This is a genomic window from Paenibacillus lacisediminis, assembly GCF_046567315.2.
Map to the genome: position 1 here is coordinate 78,490 of NZ_JBKIAX020000016.1, position 21,106 is coordinate 99,595.

Consider the following 21,106-nt stretch of genomic DNA (forward strand, 5'->3'; position numbering starts at 1 on the left):
GTCACCGTATATGTGTGAGCGCGTTCAAACGGCGGAAGCGGCAGTAAGTTGGTCAGGTTGTTACAGTCATCGGCCTACGATTTGGGGAAAGTGAATCGAGGCTGGATTTTGGAGTGCTTAAATACAGGTGCCGGACGCACCGGGCGGGGGAATGTACATGTCAACGGTAGTCGTTGTGGGAACGCAATGGGGAGACGAAGGTAAAGGTAAAATCACGGATTTTCTGGCGGAGAGCGCAGATGTGGTGGCCCGTTATCAAGGCGGCAACAACGCCGGTCACACCATACTTATCGACGGCAAGAAGTACAAACTCACCTTGATTCCGTCAGGCATCTTCAATCAAGATAAATTGTGCGTCATTGGGAACGGCGTGGTCATCAATCCGGCCGCTTTGATCGAAGAAATTCAATACGTGGAAGAGAACGGGTTCAGCGCGAAAAACCTGGTCATCAGCGACCGGGCCCATGTCATTTTGCCGTATCACTTGGTGCTGGACGCTTTGGAGGAAGATCGCAAGGGAGAGAACAAGATCGGAACGACCCGGAAAGGGATCGGACCGGCGTATATGGATAAAGCGGCGCGAAGCGGGATTCGGATTGCCGATCTGCTGGACCCGGAAGAGTTCGAAGCCAAGCTGCGCCATATCATGAAAGAGAAGAACCAGGTGATTCAGAACGTTTACGGAGGGCAGCCGCTTGATGTGGAAGAGGTACTGAAGCAGTACTTGGAATACGCGGAAATCATTCGTCCTTATGTTGCCGATACGTCGGTTATTTTGAACGATATGATCGATGCGGGCCGGAAGGTATTGTTCGAAGGCGCGCAAGGGGTCATGCTCGATATCGATCAGGGCACTTATCCGTTCGTAACGTCGTCCAATCCTTCGGCGGGCGGCGTCTGCAACGGTTCCGGCGTGGGACCGACGAAGATTCATCAGGTTATCGGCGTGGCCAAAGCGTATACATCCCGCGTCGGCGACGGCCCGTTCCCGACGGAGCTGAATGATGAAATCGGCGATTTCATCCGCGAAACCGGGCACGAATACGGCACGGTCACCGGCCGTCCGCGCCGTGTCGGCTGGTTCGACAGCGTCGTTGTCCGCCATACGCGCCGCGTGAGCGGACTCACCGGCCTGTCGCTTAACTCGCTGGACGTGTTGACCGGCCTGAAGACGGTGAAGATTTGCACCGGCTACAAATACCGCGGGGAAGTGATCACCCACTATCCGGCCAGCCTCAACATGCTCGCCGAATGCGAGGCGGTATATGAAGAGATGCCGGGTTGGGATGAAGACATCTCCGGCGCCAAAACGCTGGAGGATTTGCCGGAAACGACCCGGAACTACGTGCTGCGGGTCGCCGAGCTGACCGGCGTGCCGATCGCGATTTTCTCGGTGGGCCGCAACCGTAGCCAAACGAACCAGGTGCTGCCGATTTACGAATAGTTTGAGGCAACAGAGAACCTCCGAACCGTCCTTGATGAAGGACGGTTTTTTCGTTCAATATATAAAATATCGGTCATGGTAGAGGGCGATGCGCAGGTAGAGTGGGGAGAAGAGGGACCTGGGGGCTAAGGGACACCAGAGCCGTTATTTGCGAAAAAACGTAGGATTGCAGAATGTAACGGACGCAGAAGCCCTTATTTGCCTCAAATCGGCCCGGATGAACTGGTTTAGAGCGAAATAGGGTCGTGTGTGTCCGTTAGGCTGGGAAATACCCGGGAAATGGGCGGATAAGGTCGCTGGTGTCCGTTAGAGCAACGTCTAAATCAACGTCCAAAGTTTAGGAAGGGCTTCCAATCACTCCAAAGTAGAAGTCGGAGCCACTAAAGGGACGCCGTCAGGCGTTTTTCTTAACCAGACCAACTGCCAAAAGTGCATTTGATTTTTCTAAAAATCGGCATTTTGGGGCGATGAAGTGCAAAAGTGCATCTGTTTTGGGGCTATCGGATAAAAAAGTACCTTTTGAGCTGAAATGAAATGCACTTTTGCACTTGATGAGCTAATTTCGGGGCATTTGGGTGAACATGAACTGCACTTTTGCATTTGGTTGGGATTTGGCATGGCCTCGTGTCCATGTACCGGATATTTGCACGAAACTATTGTAAGCCGATGTAGACTGAATTCTCCTACTACTGTCCATACTAGAGATAGATGAGCTGCAAGGATAGAAGGAGGAAATCATTCATGAAATGGGTCGGCTGGCTGCTGAAATTATGCGCGACGATCGTGGCGGTAAGCCTGATCAGTGTGGCGACAACGGGCTTTGTCGTAAATATGTATATCGGATCGCTGCTGAGCAGTTTCAATTTGCCTATGATGACTCAGACGCCAAGTGTGGGCAGCATCGTGAAGGGGATGCTAGGTTTGGGCGGAGGCAACAGCGGCAGTGGTGACGGGGAACAAGGCAACAGCGAGACCGGGGCAAACGGAAGTGAGAACGCCAGCGGGCAAGGGCTTAACGGAGCAGGAAACACCGCAGGGGCGGGAGCCGGTAAAACCGGAAGCATTGCGGGCGGCGGAACCAACGGAACCGACAAAACTGGCGGAACTGGAGGAACTGGAGGAACTGGCGGAACTGGCGGGCAAGGCGCAGGCGGTTCCACAGCCGGCAACGGCACCTCGACAGCCGGCACGTCCGGGGGTGAGTCCAATGGCGGTGCGATGGGCGCTAACGGCTCCTCCGGGCAAGTAGGCTCCAGTTCCCCAGGTACGGGGCAGGGGACGGACGACAGCGTCCCGGAAGATGCGCTGCCGGTGATGGGCGGGATGTCCTCCGGTTCCTCCGGCCAGGGGGCAGCAGACCAGGATCAGCAGGTCGTGGTGACACCGGATGACATGATTGCAAAAAAGGACGAGCTGCCGGACAAGGACAAAGAAGAGGTGTTCAAAATTCTCATGTCCAAACTGCCGCAGGAGGATATGCAGACGTTGACTGCGGCGCTGGAGGGCGGGTTGACGGAGGCGGAATTGATCAATATTGAGCAGATTTTATCGAAACATCTGGATAAAACGGAATACGCCAAGGTGATGGAAATCCTCAAAAAATAGACGTTTATCCTGCGGCGGATCAGGCACGTCAGAGCTTCCATTCACAGGATTGTAACTAAACGCAGCTTCAAAACGTTATTGGTATACGGGTCAGGCCCGCGCACAGCGCGGGTTTTTTGCGCGTTGTGCGAAAGTTGAAATCCTTTGTTGGGCTGTGTTAAAGTAAACATTGGCAGTAAAAAGGTTAAAATTTTGAAACTATTTTTGGTCGAAATGAGTCGATGGAAAAAGGAGATCAGTATGAAAGGTTTCACGGGGAAGCTTTGGCAGCTGTGGCGCGGGGAGCAGTCCCAGGCGCAAGAGAGTGACGGCCGCCCGGAAAATGATCTAGAGATGTCCGAACAGACTGGAAAGACGGAAGAAATCAAGGCCTTCACCAATATACTTAAAACGCGCAAAACCGCTATAACGGCGGCTGCAGTCGTATTGATTGCCGGTTCGGTCTACTTGGCGGGCCAGCAATACGTCAAAGCCAATACGGTGTCCTATTACCGGGTTTATGTAGGCGGTATGGAGATCGGCACGATCGCCAGCAAGGCGGAATTTGAATCCATGATCGAACGCAAACAACAAGAATATAGACAAAAATATCCCCATGCGGAAATGGCCGTACATACCGAAGGTATTACGTTGAAGCCGGAGCAAGCCTATAAAGCGAAGGTGGATTCCGAGGAAACGCTGGGCGAGTTGTATAGCCTGTTGACCGGATACGCTAAAAGCGTTGAGCTGAAAGTGGATGGAAAAGTGATTGCCATCGTGAAGGATGAGGCGGCTGCGCAGGCGGTGCTGGAACAAGTTAAAGAAAAATACGTTCCGCAAACCGACCAGCAAACGCTGGCCTCCAAAGTGAAGTTGACCGGCGGGGCCAAATCCAAAACGTCGCAAGTGAAGTCCAAGGGGGCCAGCGTCACGCTGGAGTCGGCCAAAATCACCGAGGAAGTGGCGCAGGGGGCCGTAGATGCGGATCCGAACAAGGTGCTCACCGTCGACGAGGCGGTGCAAAAAATCGTCCAGGGGAACGAAGCAGCGATTGAATATGAGGTACAGGAAGGAGATACGATATCCTCCATTGCCGCCCGGTTCGACGTAAAACAGGCCGAATTGTTCGCTAATAACCCTGACGTAGAGGAACGGACGATGCAAATCGGCACGGTGTTGAACGTAAAAGCGCTGCAGCCGGCGCTGACCGTCAAAACGGTGGAGAAGGTGACGGAAGAAATCGTGACCGAACCGCAGCTGATCATTCGCAAAAGCGATAACCTGAAGGCCGGTGAGTCCAAGGTCGTCGCGAAAGGATCAAGCGGCCTGAAAACGATGGAATACCGCATTACTAGGGAAAATGGCGTCGTTGTTGCCGAGCAATGGCTCGGTCAGGACGTGACGAAAAAGGCGACCCCTCGGATCGTGCTGAAGGGGACGAAGGTGGTTGGCGAAGGAACCGGGCAGTTTGCCTGGCCGGTGTCGGGGGCGAGTATTTCGAGCAGCTACGGGTCACGCTGGGGGCGGACGCATAAAGGCGTCGACCTCGTATCCTCCGATCGCGCCATCCTTGCGGCGGACGAGGGTGTGGTCTCGTTCACCGGAACAAAAACCGGATACGGCAATGTCATTATTATCGATCATAAAAACGGCTACGAGACGCTATACGGACATTTGAGCAAGATCAGCGTCAAGGAAGGCGAGATCGTCGAGAAGGGCTCGAAGATCGGAGTTATGGGCAGTACGGGACGCTCCACCGGCACTCATTTGCATTTTGAAATCCATAAAAACGGGGGCGTCCAAAACCCGATGAAATATCTGTAAGAAGAGGTAGTTCAAAAAGTCATCTTTTGATCACGAAGCAAGTCACGAAGTGGATCGGGCGTCGAATCTTGAATTCAGCCGGGCCAAGTATATGCTTCCGAAGCATGTTTCCTGCGGAAACATTTCAGTTGCTCACGTAGGCTCCTCCTACGCTCCGCTACTCAGTCCCTAGCTTCATCCAACCTTCTTGGTGCTAAAAACCTGACTTTTTGAACACGTACTTATTGTACTCCTCAAAATGAAAAAATGGCCCGCGGGTCGGTTCCTGATGGAACGTCGTCGCGTGAGGCCATTTTTTGCTTTAATTCGCCAAAGCCTCTTCAACCTCTTGCTTGGATAGCTGATGCCGCCGAGGATATGGTAAGATAGAGGAAGATGAAAGCCATGACCGAAAGTTTGGGGGTGAACCTGCGTCATGCAAGGCAAAATTTTGGTAGTGGACGATGAGAAGCCGATTGCGGATATTTTAAAATTCAATTTGGAAAAAGAGGGCTACGAGGTCATTCTCGCCTTTGACGGCATTGCAGCGGTGGAGCTGGCGTTCTCCGAGCAGCCGGACCTCATTTTGCTCGATTTGATGCTGCCCGGCAAAGACGGCATGGATGTGTGCCGCGAGGTGCGGGCGAAGCTGGAAACGCCGATCATCATGCTGACGGCCAAGGACGGGGAGATCGACAAGGTGCTGGGGCTGGAGCTTGGCGCGGACGACTATGTGACCAAGCCGTTCAGCACGCGGGAACTGCTGGCCCGGGTCAAGGCGCAAATGCGCAGACGGCAGAAGCCGGCGGTTCAGGACGACGGCGAAGACGCGAAGCAGGGCATCAGCCTGTTCGAGCTGTTCATCGACACGGACATGTATACGGTGCATAAGAACGGCGAGCCGTTGGATTTGACCCACCGGGAATTCGAACTGGTGCATTACCTGGTCAAGAACGCCGGCAAAGTCATGACCCGCGAGCATTTGCTGCAGGCGGTGTGGGGGTTCGAATATTTCGGCGACGTGCGTACGGTCGATGTGACGATCCGGCGGCTGCGCGAGAAGATCGAGAAAGACCCGAGCAAGCCGGAGTATATTTTGACCCGGCGGGGACTAGGTTATATGATGCGCAGCTCCAAGGCGGGTGGATTCTAAGCGATGAATCTGCCCTCCTTTTTTCGCACGATCCAGGCCAAGCTGATCATTATTTACGTGCTGCTGATCCTGATCGCGATGCAGCTGATCGGGGTCTATTTCGTGAGCGCGATGAAAACCTCGCTGACCAGCAATTTCAGCAAAGATCTCAACGAGCGGGCGGAGCTGATCTCCGTGCTGGCGGCGCAAAACCTGGGCGTGTCCGGGGAGTCGGCGGAGGAATCGCTGGAAAATCTCCGCGTACTCGTCAACAATCTGTTCAGCATTAACGGAGCGGAGATTCAAGTGCTCGACGCCAGCGGCAAGGTGCTCACGACGTCCAAACCGTCGCACGCCGATTACGTCGGCACGAAAAACACGCAAACCGTGGTCAGCCGGGCGCTGCAAGGGATCCGGGACAACGAGGAATACATCATCGACGACGACAACGTCCGCAAGAAGGTGGTCGCCAAACCCGTCGTCAGCGGCGGGAAAATCGTCGGCGCGATCTACATCGCGGCTTCCATGACCGAACTGTACAGCACGATGGAGCGGATTAATAACATCTTTATTTCCGGGATTTTGCTGGCGCTGGGCCTGACGGTGGTACTTTGCGTCATCCTGGCGCATACGATCACGTCGCCGATCAAGGAGCTGACGCGGCGGGCCACGGCGGTGGCGGAAGGCGAGTTCCACCAGAAAATGGCCGTGCTCGGCAACGACGAAATCGGCCAACTCAGCAAGGCGTTTAACTATATGACGAGCCGGCTGCGCGACGCGCTAGCGCAAAACGAAGAGGAGAAGGAGAAGCTCGCTTCGATTCTAACGAACATGAGCGATGGGGTGATCGCGACCGACGAGACCGGCCGGGTCATCCTGATGAACCGGCGGGCCGGCGAGATGCTGCAGGTGGAAGACCACCCGGCCCTCGGGACGGACATCATGTCGCTGCTCCATTTGCCGCCCGAGGAGCAAGGCGTGCTGGAGCAGGGCACGATGCATTCGGCGATTCTGGAGAACGACGGGCCGGACGGCAACATGTACCTGATCCGGGTGACGTTTACGCCGATTCACCGGCGGGAAATCGGGATCATCGGCACGATCGCCGTGCTGCAGGACGTCACGGAGCAGGAGAAGCTGGAGGCTTCCCGGCGGGAATTCGTGGCCAACGTGTCGCATGAGCTGCGCACGCCGCTGACGACGATCAAGAGCTACACGGAGGCGCTGGAGGACGGCGCCCTGCAGGACCCGGAGCTGGGTCCGCGGTTCACTGCCGTCATCCAGAACCAGACAGAGCGGATGATCCGCCTCGTCACCGACCTGCTGCACTTGTCGCGGCTCGATTCCAAGGAAGCGCAGCTGCGCAAACAGCCGACCAGCGTGATGGAGATGCTGGAGGAAGTGGCCGACCGGTTTTCTTTTCAAATGCAGGAAAAAGAGATCAAGCCAACGCTGTTCATCGCCAGCGATGTGGACACGGCCTGGATCGACCGGGACCAAATCGACCAGGTGCTGGACAACCTCATTTCGAACGCGATGAAATATACGCCGGAAGGCGGAGCGATCGCGCTTGAGGCCCGCAAGAGCGAAGACGGGCAGCTCGCCATCTCGGTACAGGATAACGGGATCGGCATCCCGAAAAAGGACCTGGACCGGATTTTCGAGCGGTTTTACCGCGTCGATAAGGCGCGTTCGCGGAATATGGGCGGCACGGGCCTTGGCCTGTCGATTGCCCGGGAAATTGTGAAGGCGCACGGGGGGACGATCTCCCTGCAGTCGGAATTCGGCAAAGGCACGAAAGTCACCTTTACGCTGCCGATGGAACCCCAGGGAGGCGAAGCGAGATGAAAGAAAAAATCAAATCGCTGACGCTGGTCTTGCTGGTGGCGTGCAGCCTGATCCAAAGCTATTTTCTGATTTACCAGCTGCCGGGGAGCAACCCGGTCGTCAAATCGGGAAGCGACTATATCCGCACGGAGAATATGGGAACCGCGCTGAAAAGCGAAGATATGCTGTATCCTTCGCAGATCGCGGTGCATCTGGGCAAGGAGCGGCATACCGTTTTTTACCCTGATTCGACGTTTTACAATTTGATTTATTCGCGGCTGAAGGTCCGGCAATTTGACGGATTTCAGCGCCATGCGGTGCAAAATTTCGATTGGTCCGCGTTCCGCGGCGATCATGTCGGCATCGAGCTGGAGTTCGGGGACGGGATTCCGGTCGAGCTGCTGCAAAAAGTGATGCAGATCGCTCCCGATCCGCTGTTCGACGCGGAAACCGTCAGCCGGCTGCTCATTTACAACACGGGCACCGAGGACCAGGTGCGGGCGTTTTTCTTCAGCGCGCAGGGGGATGTCGTCTATGAGGCGACCAAAGCCGACCTGACGGTGCAGGACGTGCAGCAGCAGGCCGACTTCGGCAAGAACTGGGTGCCGTACACGTTAACGGCGGATGGCTACTATCTTCCCGAGGAGCCGGTCGAGCTGGTGGAAACGGGCCTGAATATCGGGGTGTATTCGACCGAACAGATGCAGCGCAGTCTCTTTTTCGACCCGAGCATTACCCGGTATATCCGCGAGAAGGACGGTTCGGAAATTTACACGGACAGCAAGCGAAGCCTGCAGGTCAAGCAGGACCGGAACTGGATCAACTACACCGATCCGGCGGCGCCTTCGGGCGGCGAAAACAGTCCGAGCAAAAACGTGCTGTCTGCCGTGGACTTCGTCAATCAGCACGGCGGCTGGAACGGCAAATACCGGCTGGAGCAGACCGACGGCTTGAATGAAGACGAGCCCAGGGTTGTTTTTCAGCAGTATTACGGAGTTGGGCAGTACGGCGCTTTTCCGATCCTCGATCTGCCTTCGTTCCATTATGGAGCGATTTCGCTGGAAATGCGCCAGGGGACGATCACCGGCTACGAAAGGTCGCTCATCTATAGCGCGGGCGGCAGCTGGGAGAAGAAGGTCGTCGCGCTGCCCGGCGGCAAAACGCTGCGGGAGCAGGTCGCAAAGCTGCAGACGGGGGCGGACGTCGCCCGCCTGTACCCGGCCTATCTGCCGTCCTTGTCCGAGGACGGGCTGCTGCTTACGCCAACTTGGGTGGCCGAGCTGAGCAACGGGGCGATCCGGGTGCTGAAGTAAGCGCGGGGGTTGCCGGGTGGGTGTGGAGAATGCGGCAATGGCGGCGTACCTCGTGGGCCGTGGGTTGGATTGGGCGATGGTTATGGTCCGGCGAATACGATGGAGAAAGCGTTGAAGCCATGAGTCGCGGGGACGGGGAACGCCCCCGATAGTGCGAATGCCGGAGCTTCTGGTGCCTGAACGCTTGGATGCCTGGATGTCGGAACGCTAGAACGCCGGAACGCCCGGACATGAACGTTGCTAGCCGGCGGGGCTGATCGCATGTAGGCTAACGGACCTGAGCGACCTTATTTGCCTGAAAAAACGCCGATTTCAATTCTAACGGACAGGGGAGCCCTTATTTTCTCGAAATAGGCCGGTTTTGGGTGCATAATCGCCGAATAAGGTCTGTAGTGTCCGTTACATTTTGAAAACAGTGGATTTCACCGAAATAGCGTCGCTGGAGTCCGTTAGGGCTGGCTTTACGGTGCACGAATGGTTTGCACAAACGCGCCAGTACACGTTTTTTCGAATGTTTCTACTAGATTAGACTCGTGACTTTAGCGAAGGGGGGATGATTCATGGATTGGGGCCGGGCGAAAAATGTGCTGATTTACGCGTTTTTACTGCTGAACCTGGTGCTTGGCTATCAGTTGTGGAACGGTGTGCGGGAACAGAGGGACTCCAATCTGGATATCACCTCCCTGGAGAACAACACGCAAAGACTTATGGATGAGAAGCAGATCCGCGTGCTGGCGAAAATTCCGACGGAGACGCCGGAGCTGGCCAAAATCGCCTACCGCTTCGTGGATGGGGATCAGCGGGGCAAAACCGTGGATTTGCCGGCGCCGGTGGACAGCAAGCTGATTTTTTCGCCGCGTGAGTTGGCGTCGGCGTTAAAGAACACGCTGCCGGACATCGACCAATACCGGTATGACGAGGTGGCGAGCAGCGCGGACGTGTTTGTTCTGCATCCGCTCGTCGATGGCAAGTGGCCGCTTTTTAAAATCGAGATGAAGCTGTTGGGCAGCAATCAGAAGATCATTTCTTACCAGCGCCAGGCGATCGAGATCAGCTATCCCGAGGAGGAGAAACCGCAGCGGGTGCTGTCGGCGTCGAAGGCGCTGGGCAATCTGATTGAGAACTTCCTGCCGGAAGGGTCGGTCGTGACGGAAATCGAGCTGGGATACTATGGGGAAGTGTTCGATTCGGACGCACATCTGCCGGCCGCGCCGGCCTGGCGGTTTATGCTGGAGAGCGGCAAAGAGTATTACGTGCAGGGCATCAGTGGGGACGTTATCAGTCCGAACACAGAGAAGACAAAGGAGTAATGGGAGATCATGGGGATACGTTTTTCGGTGCTGTCGAGCGGTTCGACAGGCAATGCAACGCTGGTCGCGAATGGGGAAGTAACGCTGATGATCGACGCGGGCTTCAGCGCGAAGCGGATCGACGAGCTGATGATGGAGCGGGAAGTGACCGGGCAGGAGTTGTCCGGGATTTTGGTTACGCATGAGCATTCCGATCATATCAAGGGCTTGGGCGCGGTAGCCCGGAAGTACAATCTCCCGGTTTACGCCAACGAAAAGACATGGGCCGCCATGGACAAAGCGATCGGCGCGATTCCGGACGAGCAGCGCTGCGTGCTGGGCACGGGGGAAACGCGCGACTTCGGCTCGCTTCGGGTAGAGTCGTTTGCGATTTCGCATGACGCCGCCGAGCCGGTGGGCTACAGCTTTTACGACGGCAGTGAGAAGCTGAGCGTGTGCACCGACCTAGGGTATGCCAGCGACAAGGTGAAGGAAGCGATTTGCGACGCCGATGTGCTGGTGCTCGAGGCAAACCACGACATCGAGATGCTGCGGATGGGGCGTTACCCGTGGAACATTAAGCGGCGTATCCTCGGCGACCTGGGGCACCTGTCCAACGACGCGACCGGCGAACTGATGAGCGAAATCCTGAACGGGCGCCTGAAGCGGGTGTATTTGGCGCACTTAAGCCGCGAGCACAATATGCTCGATCTGGCCAAAATGTCCGTGCGCAGCGCCATGGAGGACCGCGGCTGCTTCTACAAGGACAGCGAGTTCAAACTCTGCGACACGTATTACGACCGCCCGACGCCCTGGGATGTGCTGAAGGAGCGGTGATTGTCTATTTTTTATATTGAGAGGGGATTGTGTTGTGGATAGGACGAATGTATTCGATTCTGGCAAAGACAAGGCTCGTGAGCGGGTATTGTTTAAGTTTCGCTTGTTTTATAATGCGGTTGAAACGCTGGAAGACGCCTGTGCGCAACCTTACAATGTGTATATTCGGGATTCGGTTATAAAAAGATTCGAATATACATATGAAATGGCAAAAGGGCTTCTTCATTCTATTTTTCAAGAACGATTGGCCAATATTCCGCCTTACCCGAAGGATATTTTTCGTGAAGCTCTGTCCAGGGGCTGGATTGAGGATACCGTTTTATGGGAAGATATAGTATACGACCGCAATACGACTACTCATCAATATTTTGAAGCAAAAGCCGATTCCGTGTATGAACGCATTATTAAAAGATATCTTGAAGAATTTAAAAATTTGCGGCAAGTACTGAAGGAGTATGTGGAAAATGCCCTTTGATATGCCTGATCGGATTTATCGCAGATTGCTGGAGGTTTGTAAGTCCAGCGGATTATCGAACGTTTATATTTTCGGTTCCAGGGCCAGAGGCGATAGTACGGCCAGTTCGGATATCGACTTGATGGTGGAACAAGAGCTTCCTCCCCATGTAAAAAGCGCTTTTGATGATGCGGCAGGTTTTCTGAAAATAGATATCGTCGAATTACCGTTCGTCGACAACGAGTACTTATTGGAGAGTATACGTAAGGACAAGGTGTTATTTTATCCGGAAAAATAGAAAGAGAAGGCCTCCCGTACGTCATTGAAAATGACAGGGGGGCCTTTTGGGCTTCTGCGCTAACGGTTGTGACCTACGCTTATTTGGCTCCAAAGACGGTGTTTCTTTTTCTAACGGTTCTGAGCACGCCTATTGATTTAAAAATGCCCCATAACTCCAACCAAAACGTGGAATAACCGTTAGATTTTTCGCACTCAAACGCGATTTCGGTTTTGAACCTCAAAAATCCGGCTATTTTTTGCAAAGACGCCTGAAATGTAGAAAATTCCAATTCAGGTATTGACTTGTCCTAATTAAGAGTGGTATTTTTAGGAAGGAAACCGGTTTCCCTAAATTGTGTAAGCGTTTTATTGTTTGCCTGCCATACTGCCTCTGGCGGTTGTGCACCCGCCTTATGCAGGCCAGGCAGGTTCGGCTCCCAAAGATCGGCAGAACATTTGAGAGGAGAGATAGGACAATGAAATCGCAGTTCAAACGTTTGACCTCCCTGGCGCTTTCGCTGAGTCTGGCGTTGGGGATTTCGCTGCCCGCATGGGCGTCACCCGATACAAGTGTGGACAACAAGGTCAATTTTAGTACGGACGTCATCTATCAGATTGTGACCGACCGCTTCGCGGATGGGGACAAGACGAACAACCCGACGGGGGATGCGTTCAGCAGCGACCGATCCAATTTGAAGCTCTATTTCGGGGGAGACTGGCAGGGGATTATCGACAAGATTAATGACGGCTATCTGACCGGCATGGGCGTTACCGCCCTTTGGATATCCCAGCCTATGGAGAATATCACCTCCGTCATCAAGTATTCCGGCGTTAACAATACGTCTTATCACGGCTACTGGGCGAGGGATTTTAAGCAAACGAACGACGCTTTCGGGGATTTTGCCGATTTTCAAAATCTGATTGATACGGCTCACGCCAATAACATCAAGGTTGTGATCGACTTCGCCCCCAACCACACGTCTCCGGCCGACAGGGACAATCCCGGCTTCGCTGAGAACGGTGCGTTGTATGATAACGGTTCGCTGCTCGGCACTTACAGCAATGATTCGGCCGGCCTATTCCATCACAACGGGGGCACCGATTTTTCCACGATTGAAGATGGCATTTACAAAAACCTCTACGACTTGGCGGACATCAACCATAACAACAGCACGATGGACGCTTATTTTAAAACCGCCATCGATCTCTGGCTCGACATGGGCGTGGACGGGATTCGTTTTGACGCGGTGAAGCATATGCCTTTCGGCTGGCAAAAAAGCTTCGTTTCCTCGATTTACGGCGGCGATCATCCGGTATTTACGTTTGGGGAATGGTATCTTGGCGCGGATCAAACCGACGGGGACAACATTAAATTTGCCAACGAAAGCGGCATGAACCTGCTGGACTTTGAATACGCCCAGGAAGTGCGCGAAGTGTTCCGGGACAAAACGGAAACGATGAAGGACCTCTACACGGTGTTGGCCAGCACGGAAACCCAATACGACTACATCAACAATATGGTGACCTTTATCGACAACCATGATATGGACCGGTTCCAGGTTGCCGGCGCCGGTACGCGGTCGGCCGAGCAAGCGTTGGCGCTGACGCTGACTTCCCGCGGCGTGCCAGCTATCTACTATGGCACGGAGCAATACATGACCGGCGATGGCGACCCCAACAACCGGGCGATGATGACCTCGTTTAATACAGGTACAACGGCTTATAAAGTGATCCAAACTTTGGCGCCGCTGCGTAAATCGAACCCGGCCATCGCTTACGGGACGACGACGGAGCGCTGGGTCAACAACGATGTGCTGGTTTTTGAGCGCAAATTCGGCAGCAGCGCCGCTTTGGTTGCGATCAATCGGAGTACATCCACGTCTTATCCGATCTCGGGCCTGTTGAGCTCGCTGCCGGCGGGCACTTATTCAGATGAGCTAGGCGGGCTCTTAAACGGCAATTCCATTACCGTTGGCAGCGGCGGTGCCGTCACCAACTTTACGTTGGCGGCAGGCGGCACGGCGGTATGGCAGTACACAGCGGCGGAAACATCACCGACGATCGGCAATGTGGGTCCCACTATGGGCCAACCGGGGAACACGGTGACGATTGACGGCCGCGGTTTCGGTGCCACGGCGGGCACGGTCTATTTCGGCACGACAGCGGTGACCGGCTCTGGCATCGTAAGTTGGGAAGATACACAGATTAAGGTGCTCGTACCGAGTGTCACGGCCGGTAAAACAAGCGTATCGGTCAAAACATCGTCCGGCACCGCTAGCAATAAATTCAGCAACTTTAATGTACTGACAGGTGATCAGGTCACGGTGCGTTTCCTGGTCAATCATGCTACGACCGATTATGGATCAAACGTTTATCTTGTTGGCAACGTCGCCGAGCTCGGCTCCTGGGACCCGGACAAAGCGGTTGGACCGATGTACAATCAGGTGATCGCGAAGTACCCGACCTGGTATTACGATGTCAGCGTACCGGCCGGGACAAAACTGGAATTTAAGTTTATAAAGTCGAACGGAAGCAAGGCTACTTGGGAAGGCGGGAGCAACCATACGTACACGACGCCGGCCAGCGGCGTAGGGACGGTGACGGTGGACTGGCAAAATTAAGCGTCCTAAGCAGCCGGAGCGAGCGGCATCCGGAAGAAGCAGCGGCGGCCGTCAGTTAAAGCCAACATGTAAATGTGATTGGGGAGGGGCGTGAAGTAAAGGCACGGGATTTCTGCTGCGGTTAGGGCCAGCGGAAATTCCGTGTTTTTTTGGTAGAGGGCGATGTGCGGGTAGAGTCGGAAGGAGAAGAGAATCTGAAAGCTAGGGGACACCAGAGCCGTTATTTGAGGAAAAACGGAGGTTAGCAAAATGTAACGGACACGGATGACCTTATTTACCTCAAATCGGTCTGGATGAACGGGTTTAGAGCGAAATAGGGTCGTGTGTGTCCGTTAGGCTGGGAAATACCCGGGAAATGGGCGGATAAGGTAGCTGGTGTCCGTTAGAGCAACGTCCACGGGATGTAGATACAGATTGGAAAGGGCCAAGGGACTTGACGCTACTGTTCATGAAAGAAGGGGAAGGTTACTCAAAGAACCGAAGAAGGAATGGGTATGGGGTAAGAACACCCATCCCTCCAATCGCTCCAAAGTAGAAGTCAGAGCCATTACAGGACGCCGTCAGGCGTTTTTCTTGTATGCGCTTAATTTCCTGCTTTTGTGAAGGAGGGGAAACCGGTATAATTAGTTGTAAATCATTGTATTTTTTTTGAGAGGGTCTAATACGATGAAAATCACGATTAACGACATTGCCAAAGCCGCGAATGTGGCCAAGTCAACCGTATCGAAAGTGCTGAACGATGCGCCGAGCATTTCGGAAGCAACCAAGGAAAAGGTTAGGGCCGTCATGCGCGAGATGAATTATGAACCAAGCAGCTTGGCCACGCGGTTAGCGAAACAAAAAGGTTACAATGTCGGACTGGTTATCGATCTGACACGCAAAAGCGATTTTTTGAACGCTTCCTTCTACGATATTATCGGCGGCGTGGAAAGCGTCATCGGGCCGCTTGACTACGAACTGACGATCAGCAATATCGAACATGTCGGACGGGAGCGGTTTGTCAGCCGTTTTGTGCTGGGGCGCAAAGTGGACGGGCTGATTATGGACAATTCCATCCTGACTCCGGAGCTGGCCGGGGAGTTAAACGGCTTGAAATTTCCTTATGTCTCTATTGGCGAAATCCCCGGCATGGCCCCGTTGTGCTGGGTGGATATCAACAATCGCCGCGGGGCGGCAATGCTGACCAGCCACTTGTTTGCCCGGGGATACCGCAATCCCGCCTTTATTGGCGGGGAGCGGGGCGATCCGATGTTTGAAGCAAGGGTGGCGGGATACCGGGAAGTGCTTGTCGCTGAAGGAATACGGGGGGGAAAGGAGGCGGAAGCAGGCCCTCCCGTACCGTCCGGCATCGTGCTGCCCGGTTATGCCAACGAGGCCAACGGGCGCAGGCTGGTGCGCGAATTGCTTGCCCTGCCAAGCGTTCCCGACGCGATCATCTGCATGAGCAATTTGGTTGCTTTCGGGGCCCTGGAGGAGCTTCGCGGGCGGGGGGTGTCCATCCCGGACGAGATGGGTGTCGCCACTTTTGACAATAGGCCGCTCGCCCCCTTCACCACTCCGCCGCTTACCTGCCTGGACATGGACACTTTTGCGCTGGGAGCGGCGGCCGGCGAAATGCTGATGGCACAAATCAACGAGTCAGAGGCGGCTCTGTCCGGCAGGCGCCGATGGGTGGAGCCCAAGCTTGTAGTGCGGCGCTCCACGGAAAAGGAAACGACTTGATTTGTACGTTGGTTGACAGTATACAAGCAGGCGGGCTATAATTTAAAATTAATCTCAAAACGGACTATTCCGATGTACTATTTGAACCAGTTTGGCAAGAGTGAAGCAAGATCGCAGGCAATGGGGCTGACAAAGAATGTCATTCTTCGGGCGGGTTCTTTTGTGTGTTAGCGCGGCAATGTGACAAGCGCAAGAACCTTAACGTCTTCATGATTCAAGGGGGTCACGCCCGGCTATATTAATGGAAGGTAAGCCGTGGTGGCCGGGAGGGACAATCTCGGCCCATTATTCATTTTGCGCGGTTGCTTACGATGACAAGAAATACTTCCAGCCGCCGGATAGCTATTAATTGAAAAAGGAGATGTGCACATGACAACGATATCGAACTTCTTCAAGGAACAAGCCGGATCGCTTCAGCCAAAACTCGTCGACATACGCCGGGAATTGCACCGGCATCCTGAGCTCTCTAACGAAGAACACGAAACGACGAAGCGGATTCGCACCTGGCTTACGGAACTGGGCATTCGCCAGCTCGAGCTGAATTTGCCGACCGGTGTACTGGCCGAGGTGAAGGGGGCGCTTCCGGGACCGACGATTATGCTGCGGGCCGATATCGACGCGTTGCCGGTCAAGGAGGAGACGGGACTCCCGTTCGCTTCAACGGTTACGGGGAAAATGCACGCGTGCGGCCACGATTTTCATACGGCTTCGATGATCGGAGCGGCGGCGCTGCTTAAGGAACGGGCCGACGAGCTTCGCGGCACGGTGCGCATTTTGTTCCAGCCGGCGGAGGAACTGGCGGTTGGCGCCCGCGCGGTGATCGAAGCGGGAGCTTTGGAGGGAGTTACGGCGATTTTCGGCATGCATAACAAGCCTGACCTTCCCGTCGGTACGGTCGGGATTCGGACGGGCCCTTTGATGGCGTCGGTGGATCGCTTCGAAATCGAAGTCAAAGGCAAGGGTGGCCACGCGGGGATGCCGGAAGCGGCGATCGATCCGGTGGTGGTCAGCAGCGCCATCGTGGGCGCGCTTCAGACCTTGGTCAGCCGCAATGCCAGTCCGAAGCATTCCGCCGTGGTCAGCGTGTGCAAGCTGCAAGCCGGATCAACCTGGAACGTGATCCCGGACACGGGAGTTCTGGAAGGTACGGTGAGAACGTTTGAGCCGGAAGCGCGGATTCGCATTCCCGACCAAATGAAACGGGTTGTCGAAGGCGTGGCTGCCGGATACGGGGCCAAGGCAGTACTGAACTGGATGGGGATGCTGCCCGCGGTGAACAATGAGGCGAACATGGCGGAAATCATGCGCGTGGCCGCCGAAGCACAGGGACTACAAGTGGTGGAAGCGGAGCCGACGATGGGGGGCGAGGATTTCGCCCTGTACCAGGAGCATGTGCCGGGTTGTTTTATATGGATGGGCACCGGCGGGACGGAACAATGGCATCATCCGAAATTTACTTTAAAGGAAGAAGCGCTGGAGATTAGCGCAGCCTTGTTCGCGGAAACGGCCGTACAGGCGCTGAAGGCCCTCGGATGAGTGCGGGGTCCCTTACCCGGCAGCTTGCGGAACGAATTGTTGGCTCCGTTCTGCTGAAGGATACGTGGGCCTTGGAGGCCGCTCGCGCTGGGGTGCTGGACTGGCTGGCGTCTACGCTGGCCGCAAGGGACGATGCGGGAGCGGACAGCATTGCCGCGGCGCTTGGGACCGGTGTGGGCGGGACAGGCAACGGCCGCTCGTCCGTGCCGGGAAGGCCGGAACGGCTTCCGGCGCTTGATGCCGCGCTGGTCAATGGCTACTTAAGCCATGCGCTCGATTACGACGATGTCCACGAAAGCGTCCGGGGCCACCCGAGCGCCGTGATTTTGCCCGCGCTGCTGGCGGAAGCGGAGGAGCGGGGGGCGACCGGCGCCGATTTCCTGGCAGCGTATATCGTCGGGGTTGAGACGATGTGCAGGCTCGGGCTGGCGCTTGGTCCCAAGCCCTACGCGGCCGGCTGGCATAGCACCGCCGTTCTCGGCGTGGTGGGGGCCGCCGCCGCGTGCGCCCGCCTGATTGGCCTCGACGCCAGCACGACCGCCCGCGCGCTCGGATTAGCGGCCACGCAAGCCGGCGGGCTAAGAGTGCATTTCGGCACACAGGTCAAGCCGCTGCACGCGGGTTTGGCCGCCCGCTCGGGCTTGCTGGCGACGCGGCTTGCGGAGGCGGGGATCGCCGGAGCGGAGGAGCCGCTGGAGGGGCCGCTTGGTTTTTTTGCGGCCCTCGGCGGGGGCGAAGCAAAACCGGAGAAGACGCTGGAAGGCTGGGGCGAGCCATGGCAAATCGCCGAACCCGGTCTATGGTTCAAACGGTATCCGTGCTGCTCGGCGTCTCATCATGCCGCGGATGCCGCACTGGCGATTCGTGCCGCCCGCGGGGCGGACATCTCGGCCATCGACCGGGTGACCGTCACTTTTCCGCCCGGGGGAGACGCCGCTCTTATCGTCCGCGAACCGAAAACGGGCGTGGAAGGGCGCTTCAGCGTCGAATATGTGATTGCGGCGGCGCTGGCGGACGGGGAGCTTGGCATCGGCACGTTTGCCGATGAAACGATCCGCCCTGATTTGCTGGCGCTTGCGGCGAAGGTGCAGCGGCGTTACGACGCGGATGTCGTTCCCGCGCCGAACGCGATGCCCAAAGGGCGGTTTACGATCGTCAGCGTCACTTACGCCGACGGAACGACGCATATGGAGCGGGTGGATTGCCCGCGCGGAGCGCCTGGGCGCCCGCTGACTGCGGAGGAAAGAATGGACAAGTACGCTGACGCTGCCCGCGGCCTTTCCGCCGCTTGGCAGGAGCTGCCCGGCAAGGTCGGGCGACTGGAGCGGCTAACCGATATGCACGTATTGATTCCCAACACCTAGTAGACGATTCTGGAAATAACGTAAGCATGATGGTAAAGGAAGACTTGAGAAAACGGCAAAATGAGTCTATTGAAGATCTCGGGTGACAACATAAAGGAAAAAAAGGGCGCTATTTCAGCGCTATCCCCCATGTTGCGTGAAATAGAGGAATTTTATGGCGCTATTTTCATGATTTAGTGGCGAAAGGCCGACTTTCGACCTGTTCATCGGAAAATAAGACCCAAAAGTTCCCCTATGGTGATGAATAGGCTCAAATTCGGAAAATAAGACCCTAAAGTTCCTCTATTTTATGGGGACAGACGATACTGAGCACAAGACTAATATAGAACGAAGTGATTCATGGCCCCTGTCCGCAGATAAACCATATTATTTCCGGATCATTCTACTAGATGTAGTTCAAAAAGCCATTGAAAAAACGCACATCGGAAGCATACGCTTCGGTCTTTTTGAACACGCATTTTTGAACACTTTTGAACACGCACTTATGAGCACGCACACTTAGGAGGTACACACCATGCCGTCACATGTTATCGATATGATTATGCTGCAAAACAATTTTGGAACCGCGGAAATGCGCCAGGTTTGGTCCGACGAGAACCGGCTGCAGAAGCACCTCGACGTGGAAGCGGCTCTGGCGCTTGCGGAAGCGGAACTTGCGCTCATCCCGGCCGAATCGGCGGCTGTCATTGCCGACAAGGCGAAGGTAGAGCTTATGAATATAGAGGAAATCGCCCAGGAAGTGCTGAAGGTTAAGCATTCGCTGATGCCAACGCTGAAGGCGCTGCAAAACCTGTGCGGCCCTGAGCACGGGGAATGGATTCACTATGGCGCGACCACGCAGGACATTGTCGACACCGGGATGATGCTGCAGCTTAAGGAAGCCCACCGGATTATCGTCCGCGATCTGCGCGCGGTCGCCCGCGAGCTGGCGCTGCTGGCGCGCAAGCATCGGGAAACGCCGATGGCGGGGCGTTCCCACGGCATGCAGGGCTTGCCGACCACGTTCGGCTTCAAAATCGCCGTTCTGCTCGACGAAACGATCCGCCATCTGGACCGGCTTCGCGAAGCGGAAGCCCGGGTATTCAACGGCGTGATGGGCGGCGGTGTTGGCACTTACGCCTCCTTCGGTCCGCATGGGCCGGAGGTGGAGCGGCTGACGATGGAGCGGCTTGGCCTGCAAGCGCCGAATATTAGCTGGCACTCGTCACGGGACCGTTCGGCGGAATACGCCGGCCTGCTCGGCATGATCAGCGGCACGCTCGGCAAAATGGGCAACGAATTTTACAATTTGATGCGTACCGAGATAGACGAGGTGGAAGAACCGTTTACATCCGGCAAAATCGGTTCCTCGACGATGCCGCATAAACGGAACCCGGCGGCGCTGGAAGGGATCGCAAGCCTCACCAAGCCGATCCGCTACAATGCCGCACTTGTGCAGGAGTCGATGATCGTCGAGCACGAGCGGGACGCGATGTCCTGGCGCGGGGAATGGATCGCGCTGCCGGAAAGCTGCATTTATTTGGCGGCCCAACTGGCGTCTACGAAAGCGGTTCTGGCCGGACTGGTCGTCAAGCCCGACCATATGCTGCGGAATTTGAACAAACTCGGAGGATTGCTGCTTTCCGAGCGCGTTATGTTTGCACTGGCGAAGCCGATGGGTAAGCAGACTGCGCATGAGGTCGTTTACGAGCTGTGTATGAAAAGCGTGGAGGAGGACATTCCTTTCCGCGATATCTTGATGGCTGACACTCGCATCCGGCAAGCGGTCGCCGTGGAAGAGCTGGAGCGGTTGATGGACCCGTCGACGTATTTGGGTTCGGCTCCGCAAACGGTAGACCGGGTGCTGGCCGCCGCCGAGGCGAGCGGGTGGCTGCGGGAAGAACAAGCGTAAGCACGGGGAC

Annotated in this window: 15 protein-coding genes; all 15 read left to right on the plus strand. The window is 55.7% G+C overall.

Annotated elements, in window-relative coordinates; all coding sequences use genetic code 11:
* The first annotated feature begins 157 nt into the window (after positions 1-157).
* The 15 genes from ACLD72_RS24780 to purB all read left to right on the plus strand — a co-directional run bounded on the left by ACLD72_RS24780 (position 158) and on the right by purB (position 21,096).
* On the plus strand, positions 158-1,444 hold the full coding sequence (locus tag ACLD72_RS24780) for an adenylosuccinate synthase (protein WP_411000788.1): 1,287 nt from the start codon (positions 158-160) through the stop codon (positions 1,442-1,444).
* A gap of 741 nt (positions 1,445-2,185) precedes the next feature.
* Positions 2,186-3,049 carry a hypothetical protein gene (locus tag ACLD72_RS24785; RefSeq protein WP_411000786.1) on the plus strand — a complete coding sequence of 288 codons (864 nt, stop codon included), beginning with the start codon at positions 2,186-2,188 and terminating at the stop codon, positions 3,047-3,049.
* Positions 3,050-3,262: 213 nt separating this feature from the next.
* Positions 3,263-4,852 (plus strand): peptidoglycan DD-metalloendopeptidase family protein, encoded by a 1,590-nt coding sequence (locus tag ACLD72_RS24790; protein WP_458476195.1) that lies wholly within the window; start codon positions 3,263-3,265, stop codon positions 4,850-4,852.
* A 415-nt stretch (positions 4,853-5,267) separates the two neighbouring features.
* Positions 5,268-5,984, plus strand: a complete 717-nt coding sequence (gene yycF / locus ACLD72_RS24795; protein ID WP_411000782.1) for a response regulator YycF — start codon at positions 5,268-5,270, stop codon at positions 5,982-5,984.
* A 3-nt stretch (positions 5,985-5,987) separates the two neighbouring features.
* A complete protein-coding gene (gene walK, locus ACLD72_RS24800) occupies positions 5,988-7,811 on the plus strand; it encodes a cell wall metabolism sensor histidine kinase WalK (RefSeq protein ID WP_411000780.1) in 1,824 nt (607 codons plus the stop codon).
* The gene (locus tag ACLD72_RS24805) at positions 7,808-9,103 is read left to right on the plus strand and encodes a YycH family regulatory protein (protein WP_411000778.1); all 1,296 of its coding nucleotides are present in this window, start codon (positions 7,808-7,810) and stop codon (positions 9,101-9,103) included. Before walK ends, ACLD72_RS24805 begins: the two co-directional genes overlap by 4 nt.
* Before the next feature lie 560 nt (positions 9,104-9,663).
* Positions 9,664-10,413 (plus strand): two-component system regulatory protein YycI, encoded by a 750-nt coding sequence (gene yycI, locus ACLD72_RS24810; protein WP_411000776.1) that lies wholly within the window; start codon positions 9,664-9,666, stop codon positions 10,411-10,413.
* A gap of 9 nt (positions 10,414-10,422) precedes the next feature.
* Positions 10,423-11,229 carry an MBL fold metallo-hydrolase gene (locus ACLD72_RS24815; RefSeq protein WP_251594854.1) on the plus strand — a complete coding sequence of 269 codons (807 nt, stop codon included), beginning with the start codon at positions 10,423-10,425 and terminating at the stop codon, positions 11,227-11,229.
* A 34-nt stretch (positions 11,230-11,263) separates the two neighbouring features.
* Positions 11,264-11,704, plus strand: coding sequence for an HI0074 family nucleotidyltransferase substrate-binding subunit (locus tag ACLD72_RS24820; protein WP_251594856.1), 441 nt, complete (start codon positions 11,264-11,266; stop codon positions 11,702-11,704).
* Entirely contained in the window at positions 11,694-11,981 is a 288-nt protein-coding gene (locus ACLD72_RS24825; protein ID WP_411000773.1) for a nucleotidyltransferase family protein, read from the plus strand. The genes ACLD72_RS24820 and ACLD72_RS24825 overlap by 11 nt, the downstream gene beginning before the upstream one ends.
* A gap of 457 nt (positions 11,982-12,438) precedes the next feature.
* Positions 12,439-14,583: an alpha-amylase family glycosyl hydrolase gene (locus ACLD72_RS24830; RefSeq protein ID WP_411000771.1), complete on the plus strand. Its 2,145-nt coding sequence runs from the start codon at positions 12,439-12,441 to the stop codon at positions 14,581-14,583.
* A gap of 666 nt (positions 14,584-15,249) precedes the next feature.
* A complete protein-coding gene (locus ACLD72_RS24835) occupies positions 15,250-16,305 on the plus strand; it encodes a LacI family DNA-binding transcriptional regulator (protein WP_411000769.1) in 1,056 nt (351 codons plus the stop codon).
* Between the two features lie 369 nt (positions 16,306-16,674).
* On the plus strand, positions 16,675-17,841 hold the full coding sequence (locus ACLD72_RS24840; protein ID WP_411000767.1) for an amidohydrolase: 1,167 nt from the start codon (positions 16,675-16,677) through the stop codon (positions 17,839-17,841).
* Positions 17,838-19,205, plus strand: a complete 1,368-nt coding sequence (locus tag ACLD72_RS24845; protein WP_411000765.1) for an MmgE/PrpD family protein — start codon at positions 17,838-17,840, stop codon at positions 19,203-19,205. The genes ACLD72_RS24840 and ACLD72_RS24845 overlap by 4 nt, the downstream gene beginning before the upstream one ends.
* Before the next feature lie 514 nt (positions 19,206-19,719).
* On the plus strand, positions 19,720-21,096 hold the full coding sequence (gene purB, locus ACLD72_RS24850; protein WP_411000763.1) for an adenylosuccinate lyase: 1,377 nt from the start codon (positions 19,720-19,722) through the stop codon (positions 21,094-21,096).
* The last annotated feature ends 10 nt before the right edge of the window (positions 21,097-21,106 follow it).

Coding starts and splice junctions, on each gene's coding strand:
- ACLD72_RS24845 (WP_411000765.1), top strand. CDS start 17,838: ATGAGTGCGGGGTCCCTTACCCGGCAGCTTGCGGAACGAATTGTTGGC.
- ACLD72_RS24835 (WP_411000769.1), top strand. CDS start 15,250: ATGAAAATCACGATTAACGACATTGCCAAAGCCGCGAATGTGGCCAAG.
- purB (WP_411000763.1), top strand. CDS start 19,720: ATGCCGTCACATGTTATCGATATGATTATGCTGCAAAACAATTTTGGA.
- ACLD72_RS24805 (WP_411000778.1), top strand. CDS start 7,808: ATGAAAGAAAAAATCAAATCGCTGACGCTGGTCTTGCTGGTGGCGTGC.
- ACLD72_RS24780 (WP_411000788.1), top strand. CDS start 158: ATGTCAACGGTAGTCGTTGTGGGAACGCAATGGGGAGACGAAGGTAAA.
- ACLD72_RS24825 (WP_411000773.1), top strand. CDS start 11,694: ATGCCCTTTGATATGCCTGATCGGATTTATCGCAGATTGCTGGAGGTT.
- ACLD72_RS24840 (WP_411000767.1), top strand. CDS start 16,675: ATGACAACGATATCGAACTTCTTCAAGGAACAAGCCGGATCGCTTCAG.
- ACLD72_RS24790 (WP_458476195.1), top strand. CDS start 3,263: ATGAGTCGATGGAAAAAGGAGATCAGTATGAAAGGTTTCACGGGGAAG.
- ACLD72_RS24815 (WP_251594854.1), top strand. CDS start 10,423: ATGGGGATACGTTTTTCGGTGCTGTCGAGCGGTTCGACAGGCAATGCA.
- ACLD72_RS24830 (WP_411000771.1), top strand. CDS start 12,439: ATGAAATCGCAGTTCAAACGTTTGACCTCCCTGGCGCTTTCGCTGAGT.
- yycF (WP_411000782.1), top strand. CDS start 5,268: ATGCAAGGCAAAATTTTGGTAGTGGACGATGAGAAGCCGATTGCGGAT.
- yycI (WP_411000776.1), top strand. CDS start 9,664: ATGGATTGGGGCCGGGCGAAAAATGTGCTGATTTACGCGTTTTTACTG.
- ACLD72_RS24785 (WP_411000786.1), top strand. CDS start 2,186: ATGAAATGGGTCGGCTGGCTGCTGAAATTATGCGCGACGATCGTGGCG.
- walK (WP_411000780.1), top strand. CDS start 5,988: ATGAATCTGCCCTCCTTTTTTCGCACGATCCAGGCCAAGCTGATCATT.